Origin of the sequence: Mesorhizobium sp. M0587 (genome assembly GCF_040320945.1) — a bacterium.
Classification (GTDB): domain Bacteria; phylum Pseudomonadota; class Alphaproteobacteria; order Rhizobiales; family Rhizobiaceae; genus Mesorhizobium.
The window spans coordinates 45,068-61,642 of sequence record NZ_JAMYQP010000019.1 but is presented as its reverse complement, the minus strand read 5'-3'; the positions used below and the strand labels follow the sequence as shown (position 1 = coordinate 61,642).

The 16,575-nt window shown below is 62.0% G+C and carries 16 protein-coding genes; 6 read left to right on the top strand and 10 right to left on the bottom strand.

Going from position 1 to position 16,575, the window contains the following annotated elements; translation table 11 throughout:
• Nucleotides 1–29: 29 nt before the first annotated feature.
• The 3 genes from NKI49_RS18435 to NKI49_RS18425 all read left to right on the top strand — a co-directional run bounded on the left by NKI49_RS18435 (nt 30) and on the right by NKI49_RS18425 (nt 2,574).
• Complete coding sequence (locus NKI49_RS18435) at nt 30–1,358, top strand: glucoamylase family protein (RefSeq protein WP_352603856.1); 1,329 nt, start codon at nt 30–32, stop codon at nt 1,356–1,358.
• Nucleotides 1,359–1,645: 287 nt separating this feature from the next.
• Nucleotides 1,646–2,224: a hypothetical protein gene (locus tag NKI49_RS18430; RefSeq protein WP_352603765.1), complete on the top strand. Its 579-nt coding sequence runs from the start codon at nt 1,646–1,648 to the stop codon at nt 2,222–2,224.
• A 2-nt stretch (nt 2,225–2,226) separates the two neighbouring features.
• A complete protein-coding gene (locus tag NKI49_RS18425) occupies nt 2,227–2,574 on the top strand; it encodes a hypothetical protein (protein ID WP_352603763.1) in 348 nt (115 codons plus the stop codon).
• 128 nt (nt 2,575–2,702) lie between these two features.
• On the opposite strand, the gene NKI49_RS18420 is transcribed toward NKI49_RS18425, so the two are convergent.
• The 10 genes from NKI49_RS18420 to NKI49_RS18375 all read right to left on the bottom strand — a co-directional run bounded on the left by NKI49_RS18420 (nt 2,703) and on the right by NKI49_RS18375 (nt 11,296).
• Nucleotides 2,703–3,149 carry a pyridoxamine 5'-phosphate oxidase family protein gene (locus NKI49_RS18420; RefSeq protein WP_352603761.1) on the bottom strand — a complete coding sequence of 149 codons (447 nt, stop codon included), beginning with the start codon at nt 3,147–3,149 and terminating at the stop codon, nt 2,703–2,705.
• A 63-nt stretch (nt 3,150–3,212) separates the two neighbouring features.
• Nucleotides 3,213–4,460: an MFS transporter gene (locus tag NKI49_RS18415; RefSeq protein WP_352603759.1), complete on the bottom strand. Its 1,248-nt coding sequence runs from the start codon at nt 4,458–4,460 to the stop codon at nt 3,213–3,215.
• Between the two features lie 41 nt (nt 4,461–4,501).
• Nucleotides 4,502–6,940: a heavy metal translocating P-type ATPase gene (locus NKI49_RS18410; RefSeq protein WP_352603757.1), complete on the bottom strand. Its 2,439-nt coding sequence runs from the start codon at nt 6,938–6,940 to the stop codon at nt 4,502–4,504.
• Between the two features lie 54 nt (nt 6,941–6,994).
• Nucleotides 6,995–8,419, bottom strand: a complete 1,425-nt coding sequence (locus tag NKI49_RS18405) for a multicopper oxidase family protein (protein WP_352603755.1) — start codon at nt 8,417–8,419, stop codon at nt 6,995–6,997.
• 90 nt (nt 8,420–8,509) lie between these two features.
• Nucleotides 8,510–9,178 (bottom strand): methyltransferase family protein, encoded by a 669-nt coding sequence (locus NKI49_RS18400; RefSeq protein WP_352603753.1) that lies wholly within the window; start codon nt 9,176–9,178, stop codon nt 8,510–8,512.
• 2 nt (nt 9,179–9,180) lie between these two features.
• Nucleotides 9,181–9,492, bottom strand: a complete 312-nt coding sequence (locus tag NKI49_RS18395; protein WP_352603751.1) for a DUF2933 domain-containing protein — start codon at nt 9,490–9,492, stop codon at nt 9,181–9,183.
• Between the two features lie 18 nt (nt 9,493–9,510).
• Complete coding sequence (locus NKI49_RS18390; RefSeq protein ID WP_352603749.1) at nt 9,511–9,960, bottom strand: hypothetical protein; 450 nt, start codon at nt 9,958–9,960, stop codon at nt 9,511–9,513.
• Nucleotides 9,961–10,076: 116 nt separating this feature from the next.
• Entirely contained in the window at nt 10,077–10,259 is a 183-nt protein-coding gene (locus NKI49_RS18385; RefSeq protein ID WP_352603747.1) for a DUF5676 family membrane protein, read from the bottom strand.
• A 12-nt stretch (nt 10,260–10,271) separates the two neighbouring features.
• Nucleotides 10,272–10,754: a DUF305 domain-containing protein gene (locus NKI49_RS18380; protein ID WP_352603745.1), complete on the bottom strand. Its 483-nt coding sequence runs from the start codon at nt 10,752–10,754 to the stop codon at nt 10,272–10,274.
• A gap of 164 nt (nt 10,755–10,918) precedes the next feature.
• Nucleotides 10,919–11,296: a hypothetical protein gene (locus NKI49_RS18375; RefSeq protein WP_352603743.1), complete on the bottom strand. Its 378-nt coding sequence runs from the start codon at nt 11,294–11,296 to the stop codon at nt 10,919–10,921.
• Between the two features lie 264 nt (nt 11,297–11,560).
• Between NKI49_RS18375 and NKI49_RS18370 the strand changes: the two genes are divergently transcribed.
• Genes NKI49_RS18370 through NKI49_RS18360 form a run of 3 tightly spaced genes read left to right on the top strand, consistent with a single transcriptional unit; the run spans nt 11,561 to nt 16,541 of the window.
• Entirely contained in the window at nt 11,561–13,984 is a 2,424-nt protein-coding gene (locus tag NKI49_RS18370) for a phosphoketolase family protein (protein WP_352603741.1), read from the top strand.
• A gap of 51 nt (nt 13,985–14,035) precedes the next feature.
• Nucleotides 14,036–15,256, top strand: a complete 1,221-nt coding sequence (locus NKI49_RS18365) for an acetate/propionate family kinase (RefSeq protein WP_352603739.1) — start codon at nt 14,036–14,038, stop codon at nt 15,254–15,256.
• 1 nt (nt 15,257) lies between these two features.
• On the top strand, nt 15,258–16,541 hold the full coding sequence (locus NKI49_RS18360; protein ID WP_352603737.1) for an ATP-grasp domain-containing protein: 1,284 nt from the start codon (nt 15,258–15,260) through the stop codon (nt 16,539–16,541).
• The last annotated feature ends 34 nt before the right edge of the window (nt 16,542–16,575 follow it).

Sequence of the window (16,575 nt, the reverse complement as noted above, 5' to 3'; positions counted from 1 at the left end):
AATCGCAATCTTCGCACGCCAACCACCTGATGGACATGTCTGCCGAGCAAGACGATCTGGCTACGCTGCAGCGGGAGACATTCGACTACTTCATTCATGAGGCGAACCCTGCCAACGGTCTCGTTCTGGACAAGACCGAAGCGAATTGGCCCGCAAGCATCGCGGCCACCGGCTTGGCGCTGGCTTGCTATCCGGTTGGAGTCGAGCGCGGATTCATGGCGCGAGGCGCGGCCGTCGAACGCACTTTGGCAACGCTGCGTTTCTTCTGGAACAGTCCACAGGGCCCGGAGCCGGACGCCACGGGATATCGTGGCTTCTACTATCATTTTCTGGATATGCAAACCGGCCGGCGGGCCTGGCAATGCGAGCTATCGACCATCGACAGCACGCTCCTGCTGGCGGGCGCACTGGCCGCAGGGCAGTATTTCGATGCCGACACCGAGGCCGAAACGGAAATCCGCACCTTGGCGGATGCGCTCTATCGCCGAGCCGACTGGTGCTGGGCGCAGGACCAGGGAGAAACCGTCACCCATGGTTGGACACCGGAGCACGGTTTCCTGAAGTATCGCTGGCAAGGCTATGACGAGGCGCTCTTGCTCTATGTCCTGGGATTGGGTTCCCCGACACACCCCTTGCCCTGGAGCAGCTACACGGCCTGGACCTCGACCTTCAGATGGGAGCGCTGTTACGGCTACGACTATCTCTATGCGGGACCGCTATTCATCCACCAACTCTCGCACGTATGGATCGATCTTCGGGGCTTGCAGGATGCCTTCATGCGCAGCAAGGGGAGCGACTATTTCGAGAACAGCCGACGCGCCACCTACGTCCAGCAGCGCTACGCCATTAATAATCCACGTGGATTCGAGGGTTACGGCGAACACTGCTGGGGCATTACCGCAAGCGAGGGTCCTGGCCCTTCCACGCTCAAGCTGAACGGCATCGAACGCAGGTTCGAGGGCTATGTAGGGCGGGGTGTCCCGTATGGTCCCGACGATGGCACGCTCGCTCCGTGGGCCGTCGCTGCCTCCTTGCCGTTCGCTCCGGAAATCGTGCGGCCGGCGATCAGCTTCTGCATCCACCAGGCGAAGCTCAAAGCGGCCAAAGCCTATGGTTTCAAGGCAGCCTTTAATCCCACGCATCCGGGGACATCCGGCAACGCCTTTGGATGGTGGGTTTCGCCTTGGCACTTCGGCCTCAACGAAGGCCCAGTTGTCCTGATGATCGAGAACGAAAACAGCGGCCTGTTGTGGCGGTTGATGCGCTCGTGCCCCTATGTCCGCAATGGCCTGCAACGGGCAGGATTTGAAGGCGGCTGGTTGAGAGGGTTGGATCAGGAGTCGACGCCAGCTGTTTGATCGGCTTGGCCAGCTGTTTGATCGGCTTGGGGTTGAGTTCGGGTAGATACGACCAAGGCTGAGAAATAGGCGAGCATTAAGCCGGCGAGGGAAATCGCATTCGGCGGATGCGGAATGGGGTCCGTTCTCACGACCCTTTCAGCGCCGGCCGCCAACAGCTGCAGTGGCAAGTTTGTTCAAATAAGACTTCAAAATAATGTCGCTGAATATCGCAAATTGATCCCGATCAAAGCGGAGCGCGCGCCATCGGCCTTTGATTAAAGCTTGTCAACGCAGGAGATGATGTCATGGAAATCTCTTTCCGCGATCTTATGACAGTATTCCACGGCATGGGATTTGGGGCGCTATTCATGCTGGCGTTTTCGGCAGCGCTTGCCGAGCTCTATCGAATGTCTGCACCTGGAGCCCCATCCATCCCAAGTGCCAGAGAACACAATCTGCTTTTGCTTTATCTCTCGGTAATGGTCGTCCTTGCCTGGGGAGCGGTGCTGTCGGGTGCTTACATTGTGTACCCATGGTATCGAGCGGCGGTGCCCCCAGGGGTTACCGAGCTGGCCGATTATCCGAAGTTCCTGCTCACCTCCAGTCCAAAAACATCCGCGTGGCATAGCTTGGGCATGGAATGGAAGGAGCATGTGGCCTGGCTTGCGCCAATTGCGATGACGATGGTCGCCTATGTCTTCGCCAAATACGGACCGGCTTTGGCCAGGCAGAAGGAAATCCGCTCGGCCGTCATCGGCTTCGCGGTCGTCGCCTTCGTGGCGACCGGGGTAGCGGGCGCTTTCGGAGCGTTTCTTAACAAATATGCTCCGGTTCGTGGTGGCGCGATGATCGAGATCATCGCCGGTGAACAGGAGGGCGAATAGTCATGGCCAATATCAACCCTATCAGGACCGACGAGATTCCCAACGGCTCAGGTGCGGCCGCAATCTTGGCCGCCGGAATTGGGTGTGCTGCGATGGGGATTTTCGCCCTAGCCGGGGATGCCTTTGCATCGCTCAACCACTTCTTCACGTTCTACACACCGACCGGTGGCTTGTCCGGCGTCTCGACCAGCGCGGTCATCGTTTGGCTAGTCGCCTGGTTTGTCCTTTCGCGCAGATGGGCCGGGAAGAATGTGGAAATGGGAAAAGTGGTTTCTGTATCCTTCGCCTTGTTGGCGGTGGGCGTATTACTGACCTTTCCGCCTGTCATGGACCTTATCCAGGGCAAATAGAAAGATACTGGCCTGAGTTGGGCGCGGGCTTGGTCCGTCGAAAGCGGGCCGCGCCCGCGCAATTCATGGCCTCTCCCGTGCCACCGGCACACGCATCCCGTTCGCGATGCATGACGATGGAAAACAGCCTATTCAGTTGCTTCCCGGCCGCTCACCTCTTCTATGAGGATCCGGAAGAAAACGTGCGGCAAGCTATCTGACACGGGAGGCATAACGGGCTTGAGCGCACCGGGCTCCCACCACTCCACATGCCTGCTCAACACTGACCACGCGTGACCGCGCTGAAGCTCGTGGCCGATCTGATCAGGCAGTTCTTCAAAGCTGCCGTCGACAATCACGCTTCTCCATCCGCGTCCCTGGGTGTGTTCGATGATCTGGGCGCACACCAAGGGGTTGGCGCGCATCCAGTCGATCTTCTTGCCCGGCAAAGAGAATGCATAGAGGTGGTTGTCGGCATAGGCGTAGTTGAAGCAGACCACGTAGGGTTGTCCGTCCTTCGCGCATGCCAAGTGGCCGACGCGATTGGCTGCCAGGATTTTCGTGCATTCCAAAGTGGAGAGCGTGCGGATCAGCATCGATGCGACCCTCCTGTTTTCTTACATTTCACATCTTGGCAGTTCCACTCGCAATGACCTGGATCAAATCGCTGCGTCCGTTTGGTTAGCAGGGGCCGGTCGCGCTTCCTGACGCTCTGGCGCCGGCGGTGGCCGCAGCCTCAGGCTTGCGATTGCGGCGAGACCCATGGCCGCGGCTGCGACCAGGAAGGCGGCGCCCTCCAGACGATGGGAACCAAACAGCAGGCCGGCGGCCGCGGAACCCACTGACAGCCCGAGACTGACCGCTGCCGACTGGATGCCGAGTTCCATGCCTTGGCTTCGTGCGCTGATGCGCGACACCCAGTAAGCGAGCAGCGGGCTGATCACGCCGGCCGAAGCAGAAACAGCAGAAACCGCAAACAGCATTTCCCTGAGCGCGGCAAGTTTCGACATAGCCGCCAGACCGACCGCCATCACCAGGAAGGCTGGGGGCACAAGCGACCTTGCCGCTGCCGGTTTGACGAGCGGCGAAAAGACGAGGCCCTGGACCGCAAACATCACGACGCTGCAGGTTGCGAACATGAGGCCGAGCGCAGCGGGACCCATGGCGAGTTCAACGTTTCGCAAGGTGAGCCCGACCTCGAATGCGCCAAGCCCTGCGGCAGCCACAGCAGCAAGAGCGAGCAGCCGCAGCTCTCCGGGTGCGAACATCGGTGAGCCGCTCTTGCTCACCTCGGCACGGGCCCCCGGCAGCTTGTCAGGCAGCGCAAACCACACGCCAAGGGCTGCTACTGATGCGAGGCCGGACGCAAGGAAGAAGGGGACCGCTTGCGGCGCGACAGCCGCCACGCCCAAATCGAAATTCAGTTCCGCAGCGAGCCCGCCGAGCATCGGCCCGACCAGGAAGCCTGCGATCGATGCCATGCTCATCCAGCCGAATGCTCTTGTGCGGCGATCGTCCTCGCCCTCGGTGTCGGCCCCACCTTCGGTGTCGGCAATGAACGCAAGAGCCATTGGACCTACGGCAGCCGCGAAGCCGCCATTCAATATCCGCCCGACATAAAGAACGAGCAGATTCGGTGCCAGCGCCGAAGCTGCCAAGGTGACGGCAAAGCCAGCCAGACCGACGACAAGGACAGGTCTGCGCCCGATCGAATCCGACCACTTCCCCCAGAGGAAAGCGGCGCCCACCGGCGCGGCGACATAGGCAGCGGTCAAAAGGCCAATCTGCCGCGCATTGAATGCCGGGTCGGTGGACCCGGCAAGCCGCTCGACCATCATCGGCAAGACCGGCAAGACAATTCCGTAGCCGAGCGCAACGACGAAGGCCGAGGCAAGAAGTGAGCCCACGACCCAACTCGACGTCGGCAGGCGAGCTTGCATCGACATGCTCATGCCAGCGAGCCGCGCGGGTGCTCATGGGCGACGCCTTCGGTCGTCGATGCGGCGGCGGGCCGGATGCCTTCCAGCCTGGTTCGCTTGAGCAGCAGGGCGTTGATGGCCACGAGAGCCGAACTGCCCGACATTGCCAGCGCCGCTAGCTCGGGGCTCAGCAGGAACGGATAGAATACGCCTGCCGCGATCGGGAAGGCGATGAGATTGTATCCGACCGCCCACCACAGGTTCTGGTGCATCTTGCGCAGCGTGGCGCGCGAGAGCGTCATCGCGCCGACCACATCGTAGGGATCGCTCTTCATCAGCACGATGTCGGCACTCTCGATAGCGACATCGGTGCCCGCACCGATGGCGAAGCCGACATCGGCTTGCGTCAGAGCCGGCGCGTCGTTGACGCCATCGCCGACCATGCCGACCTTCAGGCCCTGGCCTTGCAGTTTCTTGATCTTCTCTGCCTTCTGCCCTGGCAGCACGTCCGCGAGGACGATGTCGATGCCGAGTGCGTCGGCGATGCGTTTCGCGGTGCCGGCGTTGTCGCCGGTGAGCATGGCCACGCGCACGCCCTGCTCGTGCAGTTTGGCAATCGTCGCGACGGCCGTCGGGCGTGGCGTGTCGGCGATCGCGATCAGCCCGAGTAGCTTGCCGGACCGTGCCACGTGGATAACCGTGCGGCCTTCGCCCTTGAACGCCTCGGCCTTCTCACCGAGTGCGACAATATCGATCTTCTGCTCGTCCATAAGGCGCCGGTTGCCGAGGAAAACCTGGCCTCCGCCGATGGCGGCCGTGGCGCCCTTGCCTTCGATATTCAGGAAGCCCGAAACCTTGGGAAGCTTCATATCCCTGGCCCGTTCGACGATGGCAACGGCCAGCGGATGATCGGAGCCCTGATCCACGGCGGCCGCGACTTGTAGAACCTCGTCCGGCGAAACGCCGGCGGCTGGCACGATTTCGACAACTTTGGGCTGGCCCATGGTGAGCGTGCCGGTCTTATCGAAGACGATTACGTTGAGCTTGGTCGCCTCCTCGAGAGCCGCGGCATTCTTGAACAGAATGCCGTTTGAAGCGCCAAGACCGGTGCCGACCATGACGGCCATCGGCGTGGCGAGGCCGAGCGCATCGGGACAAGCGATGACAAAGACGGTTATGGTCAAGGTCATCGCAAACAGCAGGGGCTGGCCAAGCCACCAGAACCAGACGGCGAAGGTCGCAAGTCCGATCACGATCGCGGCAAGCACCAGCCATTGCGAAGCGCGATCGGCGAGCAGTTGCGCCGGCGCCTTCGAGTTCTGGGCCTCCTGGACCAGCTTGACGATCTGGGCAAGAGCGGTGTCAGCACCCACCTTGGTCGAGCGATAGCGCAGCGTGCCGCTCTTGTTGATCGTCGCCCCGATGACCTTGTCCCCGACCTTCTTCGTCACCGGCATCGACTCGCCGGTCAGCATCGATTCATCGATGGTCGAGGTGCCCTCGATCACCTCGCCGTCGACGGGAAGCTTGTTGCCGGGGCGCAGGACCACGATGTCGCCGAGCACGACTTCGGCGGTTGCAACCTCGATCTCCTTGCCACCACGGAGAACGGAAGCCTTGGGCGGGGCGAGGTTGAGCAGAGCCCTGATTGCGGCCGATGCCCCGGCACGTGCGCGCATCTCCAGCCAATGGCCGAGCAGGATGAACACGAGCAGCACGCTCGCGGCCTCGTAGAATTGCTGCCCCTCGAAGAAGAAGGTCGCGCCGACGCTGAACAGGTAGCCGGTGCCGACGCTCAGCACCACCAGCACGGCCATGTTGAGGACGCCATTGCGCAGGGCTCGCCAGGCGGCCACCAGGAACGGCCAGACCGGGTAGAGGATCGCGGCGCTGGCGAGGAAAAACATCGCAACGTCTTCGCTGAGGCCGAAGGGCGGACGCAGCCAGGGCTCGCCGAGGCCCATCGGCTCCATGGCGAAAATCGGCAGCGCGAAGACTAGGCTGATGAAGAACCGGTTGCGCATGTCCTTGACCATGCCCTGCATGTCCATGCCGGCGCCGTGTCCCATCTCATGGGCCATGGCGTCGTGCGGCATGGCCGCAGCCGTCCTTTGTCCCGCTGCACCGGGTTCGGTCATGGCGGCGTGCCCTCCATGATCGTGCTCGGCGTGATCATGCCCGACAAGCCCGGAGGTTGCTTGCCGATGCCCCGGCGGAATCGTCATGTCGTCGGGAACGCACAGATGCCGGGGCACGGTCTCGCCTCGGCAATGGAAGCCGCAGGCCTCGATTTCCTTGGCAAGGGTCTCGGGGCTCGTCCGTCCTTCGTCGAATTCGACGGTCGCGGTCGTAGACCCCGCGTTCATGGCGACACCGGCGACGCCCGGCAGAGCCGCGAGACGTTTTTCGACCGCTGCGAAATCCATCGTGCCGACAAGGTCGCGCACTTCCAGATTGACCTTTTTCATCATCGTTCTCCGTGCCCGCGGGTTCGTGCCGGCATTCGCACTGGCTGCGGTGTCTCAGCTTCGATAGGCAAAGGTCGACATCATGCCGCTCGCCATGTGGTAGAGATGGTGACAATGGAATGCCCATTTGCCAGGATTGCCCGCGTCCACGGCAATGGTGACCGAGCGCATCGGCGGCACCAGCACGGTATCGCGAACGGCGCCCCCGAAACGTTGCCCGTCTACCGCGACCACCTGGAAACGATGGCCGTGAAGATGCATCGGGTGGGCCATCATGGTATCGTTGCGCAGCGTGACCTCGACGCGATCGCCCCTGTCCACGAGGAGCGGAGCGTTGGTTTCGAGGCCCCAGCGATAGGCGGCCATGTCGCCGGTCAGCGCCATCTCGAACGTCTTGTCGGCAGGGCGCGATGCAAGTGGCGCGATTGCTCGAAGTTGCGCCTCGAGCGTCAGGTCCAAAACCGGGGCGTCGACATCAGCCGCCGTCCCGAGCTTGGCTACCGCGGCCCCCGCCGGGCGCAGGACAATTCCGGTCCGTTCCTTGCGTCCCTCGCGCAGCGCCAAGATCGGAAAGGAGGAGCTGAGGTCACGCGGCAACCGCAGGCGCACGTCGATGCGCTGGCCCATCGTCATCGGAAACCGCCGGCCCCTGACCGGTTCGACAGACTGGCCGTCGACCGCGATCAGTTCGCCTTCAAGTTCCCCGAAATCGATTGTAAACGCCGTCGCCGTAGCGCCGTTGATGATCCGCACGCGTCCGCCTCGTTCGACCGGCACGATCTCGGGGTCGTTCAGGGACCGGTCATTGGCCAGATAGGCGTCATACGCGATGTCGTTGATATCAGTCGTCATGCCGCCATCGTTCATCCCTGCCATGGCGTCGGCTTGCGCTCCCGGCATATCCATGCCGTCCATCGGCATGGAGCCGCCGGTGTTCTTGTTCCGCAGCCCAGCCAGCAGCTCCTGAGGCGATGCGAACGAGAAATCGTGGAGCAGGATGACGACCTCCTGCTCGTCCTTTGCGTCATCGGCGGGATCGGCGACGATGAGCGGCGCGGCGAGCAGCAATTGTTCCTGCAAGGTATGGGCGTGCATCCAGAAGGTGCCGGGCTCGCCGATCGGAAAATCGAAACTGCGATCGGCGCGAGCGCCGATGAGCGGCAGTGGCGCGTCGGCTACGCCGTCGCTCGGCCACGGCGGCGTCAACCCGTGCCAATGTATGATCGTCGGCTCGGCAGTCTCGTTTCGAAGCAGCACGTTGAAGGCTTCGCCCGCCCGCAAGCGCAGGCCAGGCGCGCCGTCGGCCCTTTGCAGGCCGAAGACGCTTGCAGCTTTACCGTTCACCTCGATCGTGCGGCGCGAGATGCCAAGCATCTGGCCGCCCGGCTGGCTGGCGGAGACTGCGGCGAGCAAGGATGATGGGATCGCAAAAGCTGCGGCGCCTGCAACTGCGCCCTTCAGGATATCTCGGCGTTTCATAGTGGTTCCTTCGCTTCGATTGGGAGTTTCGTTGTTTCGTTCAGCACACAAAGATCAGACGCAAAACGCGCCGGCGATGAACTGGTGCGATCAGGGCGCACGGCGCCCGCCGGCGGAGCCGAACAGCCTGGCCAGATGCGGCAAAAAGGCGGGCACCCGGGCCGCATAACGGTCGTATGCGTCGCCGAATTCCTTCCTCGCTTCTCGCTCCTCGATGAAGGAAAGCCGCACATACATGCCGACCAGAATGGGGAACATCGCCAGCGTCAGCAGCGTCGGCCATTGCACGAGGAATCCCGCCATGACGAGGACGAAGCCGACATATTGCGGATGCCGTATGGAGGCATAGGGACCGGCCGTCGCGAGGCGATTGTGATGCTGCGCTTGGTAAAGCACCCGCCATGCGGTCGAGATCAGCATGAAACCGGCGCCGATCAGGAAGAAGCTGAGAACGTGAAACGGGCCGAAATGCGGATTGAGACGCCAGCCGAACATGATTTCCGGGAGGTGACCGGCATCATGCGAGAACCAGTCGATGCCGGGGTATCGCGATTGCAGCCACCCGGAGAACAGGTAAATCGTCAGGGGGAAGCCGTACATCTCGGCAAACAGCGCCGCCAGGAAGGCGCTGAATGCTCCGAAGGAGCGCCAGTCGCGACCGGTCCGCGGCTTAAAGAAGCTGAATGCGAACAGGATGAAAACCGCCGAATTGATTATGACCAGGCCCCAGAGGCCGTAGGCGGGAGATTGCTCGACCATCGTCATGCTCCTTTATGGTGGGTGGTGCCGTCTTGCGCGCCCGGCTCGGGTTGCTTGTGCCTCGCATGGCCGCCGTGGCCGCCATGACCGCGGTGGAATACGTGAAGCAGAGGACAGGCGAGCAGCAACAGAAAGGGAAGGGCGCCTAGGCTGTGCGCTCGGTGCTCAGTGAGAAGGAAAAACGCGGCGATCAGCAGGAAAGCGGCCGTCACCAGACCGACCTTCGAAGTCCAAAACCTGCCAGCCTCGGGCTCCTGTTCTGGTTCGGACCTGATCGGGGGACCCGACATGCGGTGAACGTTGTTGGTATTCATGGGATGGTTCCTTATTTGTCAGCGATTGTCATTGCGGGAGCTTTCGAGCCCATACGCGATGAGGCTCACGGCCCAGATCAGCGCGCAGGCGAACAGTGGCCACCTGAAGTCGGAGCCGATCGTGAAGTTGACCACCGACATCAAGCCGATGGACGACGCTCCTCCGACCAGAGCGCCGGCCACCGCGACTGGATGGCGCGCGCGGAACGCGGTGATTGCCAGCGCAACCAGGAGAACGCCGGTGCCCAGAGCGTAGCCGCCGAGCACCCGGAAAACCTGCGTCAGCCACACCGCCAGACGTGGACCGATCGCGTCGAGCTCGACGGCCGAGAGATGCATATAGCGGACATCCTCCGGCAATAGTGGTGGCCTGAGGGCGATGAAATACAGTCCGATCCCGGCGATGATCATCCCCGCCAGGGCAAGAGTGACGGACGACGTCGTCCATGGATTGACTGTAGCTTTCATGGGCTGAACCTTGACTTGCCTACCGGCGCCCCCGTCGCGACGACATTGCAGATCGAGGCGTAAACGACACCCGCCAGCAGCCCGACGATGCCAAGCCCGAGAACGCCGTAGAGAACTCAGACAGGGCTTATCGGTGCCGTAGACCTGACCGCGCTGAGGTCGAGCCCGTGCATGATGGCGCCGAAGAAATCGAGTGCTGCCTCTGGCCAGATGACGACGGCCAAAGCGCAGAACATGCTCATCAGGGCCGACGCCACGCCCAGCGCAATGCCGATGAACAGGACGCTGAGTTTGTCCATGTCTTCCTCCTCTCACTTCGCGTGTTGCTTGAGCCATTCCTGCATGGCGGCGATCTCGGCCTGCTGAGCCGTGATGATCTGATTGGCCCAAACCTTGACCTGATCATCCTTGCCGAATTGCAGGACCGCCCGTGCCATATCGATGGCGCCCTGGTGGTGAGGGATCATCGCCTGGACGAAAGCGACATCGGGATCGGCGGCCTGGACGCCCTGCGTCATCCCGCCTTGCATGCCGCCTTGCCCACCCTGCATCATCGGCATCATTTGCTGCATCATGGGAGCCATCTTCTCCATCATGGGCATCATCTTCTGCATCGTGGACATCATAGCCGAGCACTGCTCAGGCAAGCCGCCCGGCGTCGCCGCCGCGGCCGGTGCCGTTGTCGTCGTTTGTGGTGCGTCGGCCGCCGGATGGTGCGGATCTGTCTGAGCAAAAGCCGCGCCCGACAGGGTTGCGAATGCGGCAAGCGCGATGAATCGAAGATGAGTTTTCACGACAAATTCCTTTTCGTTGGTGTGAACCGACAGGCGAACGCTAAATGGCGCGCAGGGCAGCCGAAATCGCCGCTGCCGGTTATGGTTTCGCAGATCGTCGGGCGCTGTGTGGCTTGACGGGCACTGCTGGATTCAACAGTCCGCAGGGCCGCGACGGCGCGATATCAGGCGAAGATTTGGGGAGGTTGCAGGAGAGCCTCGGGGTCGATGCCCGTTGGCAGGAATGCCTTGCCCGCGATGAAGCGGACGGCAACCGGCGCGTCATGAAGAACGGCGCATTGGTCGGCGGAAATGCCCGCAGCACAACAGCCGGAACCGGCCGAATGCACGCAATCCAGACAGTCATCACAAGGGGCGCGATGGTTGTCCTGGTCTGTGGACGCGACGTGACCCATCGCCTTGTGCGTGGCGCTCGTCGAGAGCGTCGCGGCGTCAGTCGTGACGCCGGCATCGGCGTCAATTGCAGAAGCGGCAAAGGCACCGCCCGCGATCAGGAGGATCACGGCCAGCCATAACCGAAGCTGAGCCAACGCGATTTTCATCCATTCAGTCTAGCGCAACGGTGCGCCACCACTTTGATGCAAATCAATGCCGCGGCTCTGGGAGAGCGCCTAGTTTCAGCGAGCCTCTTTTCTCAGCTCTTCCCGGAGGTGCACGCAATCCCGATCGGTCGAGCATTTGGAAGGTCAGCCGAACAATGGCGGAGCGAAGGGTGCGCGAACGCGTAGGTATCCATTCGCTGGGGTTCGACGAGTACGGGCGCGTCGCGATCCGGCGGCATTCGCAATCGGCAACGAGAGACAGGCATGACCCAGTACAAGCCAATACCGATCCCCACCAGCCGGCTGTCCGAACACGAGCTGCGTGACATCGACGCCTATTGGCGCGCCGCCAACTATCTGACCATCGGGCAGATCTATCTGCTCGACAATCCGCTGCTGCGCGAGCCCTTGCGGCCGGAGCACGTCAAGCCGCGCCTGCTCGGTCACTGGGGAACGTCTCCGGGCCTGAGCTTCATCTATACCCATCTCAATCGCGCCATACGGCTTCGGAACGCGAACGTCATCTATGTCTGCGGTCCCGGCCATGGTGGCCCGGCCATGGTGGCAAACACCTACCTGGAGGGCACCTACAGCGAGCTCAATCCCGACATTTCGATGGACGAGCAGGGAATGCGCAGGCTGTTCCGGCAGTTCTCCTTTCCAGGCGGGATTCCCAGCCACGCCGCTCCCGACGTGCCGGGTTCGATCCACGAAGGAGGCGAGCTGGGCTACGCACTATCCCATGCCTACGGTGCTGCCTTCGACAATCCTGATCTCGTCGTGGCCTGTGTCGTCGGCGACGGCGAGGCGGAAACCGGACCGCTTGCCACCGCATGGCATTCGAACAAGTTTCTCAACCCGGCACGCGATGGTGCGGTGCTGCCGATCCTGCACCTGAACGGCTACAAGATCGCCAATCCCACCATTCTAGGCCGCATTCCCGAAGAAGAATTGCGAGCGTTGTTCGTTGGCTATGGCTATGAACCGCTGTTCGTCGAGGGGCATGATCCGGTATTGATGCATGAGCTGATGGCGACCACGCTCGACGATGCGCTCGACCGCATCCAGGCGATCCAGCGTGCGGCGCGCGATGGTTCCGCGGTATCGGCATCGAGACCGAAATGGCCGATGATCGTGCTGCGAAGCCCCAAGGGCTGGACCGGCCCGAAGGAGGTCGATGGGCTAAAGACCGAAGGGTTCTGGCGCTCGCACCAAGTTCCCTTATCCGGCCTCGCGGAAAATCCGGCGCACCTGAAGCTGCTCGAGGAGTGGCTGAGAAGCTATCGACCTGAGGAACTGTTCGATGATTCCGGCGTCGCCATCGCATCGATCCGTGCCACCACGCCCCAGGCCACGCGGCGCATGAGTGCCAATCCCCATGCCAATGGCGGCCTGCTGCGCAAGTCCCTCGATCTGCCCATGTTGCAAGACCATGCCGTGACAGTCGAGCGGCCCGGCGCGGTGAAGGCCGAGTCGACACGGGCCATGGGCAAGTTCCTGCGTGACGTGATGGAACTGAACCATGCCGCGAAGAACTTCCGCATCGTTGGTCCCGACGAGACCGCCTCGAACCGGCTTCAGGACCTGTTCGAAGTCACCGAGCGCGCCTGGATGGAAAAGATCCTGCCCGAAGACGTTCATCTCGGCCGCGACGGCAGGGTTCTGGAAATCCTCTCCGAGCATACCTGCCAGGGCTGGCTTGAAGGCTACCTGCTGTCCGGGCGGCACGGTCTGTTTTCCTGCTATGAGGCGTTCATCCATATCGTCGATTCCATGTTCAACCAGCATGCGAAATGGCTGGATGCCTCCCGACACATTCCGTGGCGGCGGCCGGTCGCATCCCTGAACTACCTGCTGTCGAGCCATGTCTGGCATCAGGAACACAATGGCTTCAGCCATCAGGATCCCGGCTTCATAGACGTTGCCCTCAACAAGAAGGCCGACATAGTGCGCGTCTACCTGCCGCCGGACGCCAACACCTTGCTTTGCGTGACCGACCACGTGCTGCAGACATGGAACCGCATCAACATCATCGTCGCTGGCAAGCCGCCATCGTGGCAGTGGCTGTCGATGGACAAGGCCATCGTCCATTGCAAGACAGGGATCGGCATCTGGGACTGGGCCTCGACCGAGAATGGCGAAGAGCCGGACGTGGTCATGGCGTGCGCCGGCGACGTTCCGACGCTTGAAACGCTAGCGGCCGTGCAGATCCTCCGGCATCACGTCCCCGAGCTCAGGATCAGGGTGGTCAACGTCGTCGACCTGATGACATTGCAGCCCAAGGAGCATCACCCGCACGGGCTGCCAGATCGCGATTTCGACGCATTGTTCACCGCCGGCAAACCCGTCATCTTCGCCTATCATGGTTATCCCTGGGCCATTCATCGCCTGACCTATCGGCGCACCAACCACGACAACATCCACGTGCGTGGCTATAAAGAGGAGGGCACGACGACGACGCCCTTCGACATGACCGTTCTGAACGGCCTCGACCGGTTCCATCTCGTCAAAAGCGTGCTTGAACGGGTCCCGGAACTCAAGAGCGTTCAAGTCGGTCTCAAGCAGGCGATGGACAGCAAGCTGCTTGAACATCGAGCCTATATTCGCGCCCACGGGCAGGATATGCCGGAGATACTTGATTGGAAGTGGGATCAAGACCTGGATGTGGTGCAAACCCGCCCGGCTTGAGCCGATGCCATGTCTTCAGCGAACTGCGGTGACAGCACATCGGACGGCCCCATGACCGACGCTATCCTCGTCCTGAACGGCGGCTCCTCCAGCCTGAAGTTCGCTGTCTTCGAGGCTCGCGACGGCCTTCCTTTGCTGCTGCGCGGCAACATCGCCTCGCTTGGCGGCCATCCGCAACTGCATGCCGAGGCTGTGGGTGACAGACCGGAGATCTTGAAGAGCCTGGGCGAGAAACCGATCGGTATCGGCGAAGCATTCACTTCCGTCGTCTCCCTCCTTGCCGATCGCGATCTCCTGCGCCGCATAGACAGGGTGGGGCATAGGATCGTTCATGGCGGCCGCGACTTCACGCAAGCGACGTTGCTGGATGCGCCCGCGCTCGACGCGCTCGCCCGGCTCGAGCCGTTGGCGCCGATCCATCAGCGGATCAATCTCGATATTGTGGCGCTGGCTACCGACCTCCTCCCGCAAGCCATGCAGTTCGGATGCTTCGACACAGCGTTTCATTCAACCCGCCCGAGCCTTGCGAAGATCTACGGCATCCCACGTGCGATGACCGAGGCGGGTATCGTTTCCTACGGCTTTCACGGTCTATCCTACAGCCACATCGCTTCGCGACTGCGCGACCGCTATGGCACCGCCGCCGGCGGCCGGGCAATCGTCGCCCATCTCGGCAGCGGCGCCAGCGTGTGCGCCATGGATGCCGGACGAAGCATTGCGACGACGATGGGGTTTTCGACGCTGGATGGCCTGATCATGAGCACGCGTTGCGGCGCGCTCGACCCGGGGATCATCCTTCATCTCCTGCAAGACTGGAAGCTGCCGACCGACGAGCTGGTGACGCTTCTCTATGAACGGTGCGGCCTGCTCGGCATATCCGGCATATCAGGAGATATGCGGACGCTCATCGGCTCGAACGATCCCGCCGCCGCCGCCGCCGTCGATCTCTTCGTCTACCGCATCGGGCGCGAGATCGGGTCGCTGGCCGCTGCGCTGGGAGGACTGGATACGCTGGTGTTTACAGCCGGCATCGGCGAAAACGCGCCTTCGATCCGGGAGAAGATCGGAGTTGCTGCCGGCTGGCTTGGTGTCGGTGTCGATCATGATCGGAACCGAAGCGGCGAGGAGATCATCAGCCTTGCCAATTCACGCGTCGAGGTCCTTGTAATCCCTACCGATGAAGAGAGAGCCGTTGCCAGCCAGCTGCTCCCTGCACCCACGCCGAGGCGGGCAAAACCCAGCATTAAGCTCCCATCGCAGAGGAAATACTGACATGCTGACAGCCTCCGGCGTGGCGGAAGCCACCACGTCCCTGTCGGCGCGACGCAATCGCAACTGCTTCTGCATCTCGCTCGACCGAACAGCGCTTTGGCCAGCGCTAAACCATGAGGCCGGCGATCCCGGCTTCTGCGAAGCCTTGATGGCGTCGCGGCCGCATCTGTTTTCCAACGTTCCGGTCTTCCTCGCCGCATCCGCGCTCGATGAGATGCAGGCAATCGTCGTCGCCATCGAGGCAACAGCAAAGTTGCCAGCTTACCGCGAAACGGTTCTCTCCTGGGCTCCCGAAATAGCGCAAAGGGATCTTGGACCCGTCGGCGCTCTGATGGGCTACGACTTCCACCTCGACGATGCGGGTCCCAAGCTGATTGAGGTCAACACCAACGCCGGCGGCGCTTTCCTCAACGCCTTGCTGGCCAGAGCACAGAAGGCCTGCTGCTCCGAAGTCGATCGTGCGTTGATCGGAGCCAGGGACGGTCAATTCGAAACCAGTGTCATTGCGATGTTCGAGAGCGAATGGCGCCGCCAGCGCGGAGCCGGCTCGCCGCGAACGATTGCCATCGTCGATGACCAGCCTACGGAGCAGTACCTCTATCCTGAATTCGTGCTAGCCCGGCAGCTATTGCTGAAGCACGGCATCGACGCGATGATCGGCGACGCGAACGAGCTGACATATGATGGCGGCAGGCTTCGGCTTGGCGGACAGGAGATTGACCTCGTCTACAATCGCCTGGTCGATTTCACACTCGATCGCCCGGAACATGCCACGCTCAGAGTGGCTTACCAGGGCGGCGCCGTGGTGGTCACGCCCAATCCGCACAACCATGCGCTCTATGCGAGCAAGCGCAATCTGACATTGCTGTCCGATCCAAAGGCGCTGGAAGCGTTCGGCCTTTCTCCGGAGATGCGTTCGCGGCTCGCTGGTATCCCGCAGACTGCGCTGGTCACGCCCGGCAATTCGGATGCCATGTGGCAATCACGCAAGGACATGTTCTTCAAGCCGCTCTCCGGTCATGGCAGCAAAGCGGTCTATCGAGGCGACAAGGTAACGAAAGGGGTGTGGGCCGAGATCGCCCGTGGTGGCTATGTGGCCCAGGCATTTGCCGCGCCGGGGCAGCGCATGGTCGAGATCGATGGCGCGCCCGCATCGCGCAAGATGGACGTGCGGCTTTACACTTATGACGGCCAGATGCTGCTCGCCGCCGCGCGCCTCTATCAAGGCCAGACCACCAATTTCCGCACACCCGGCGGCGGGTTTGCTCCTGTCCTGGTCGTCTGAACATGCAACATCGTGTCAGGAGGAGCGCCATGAC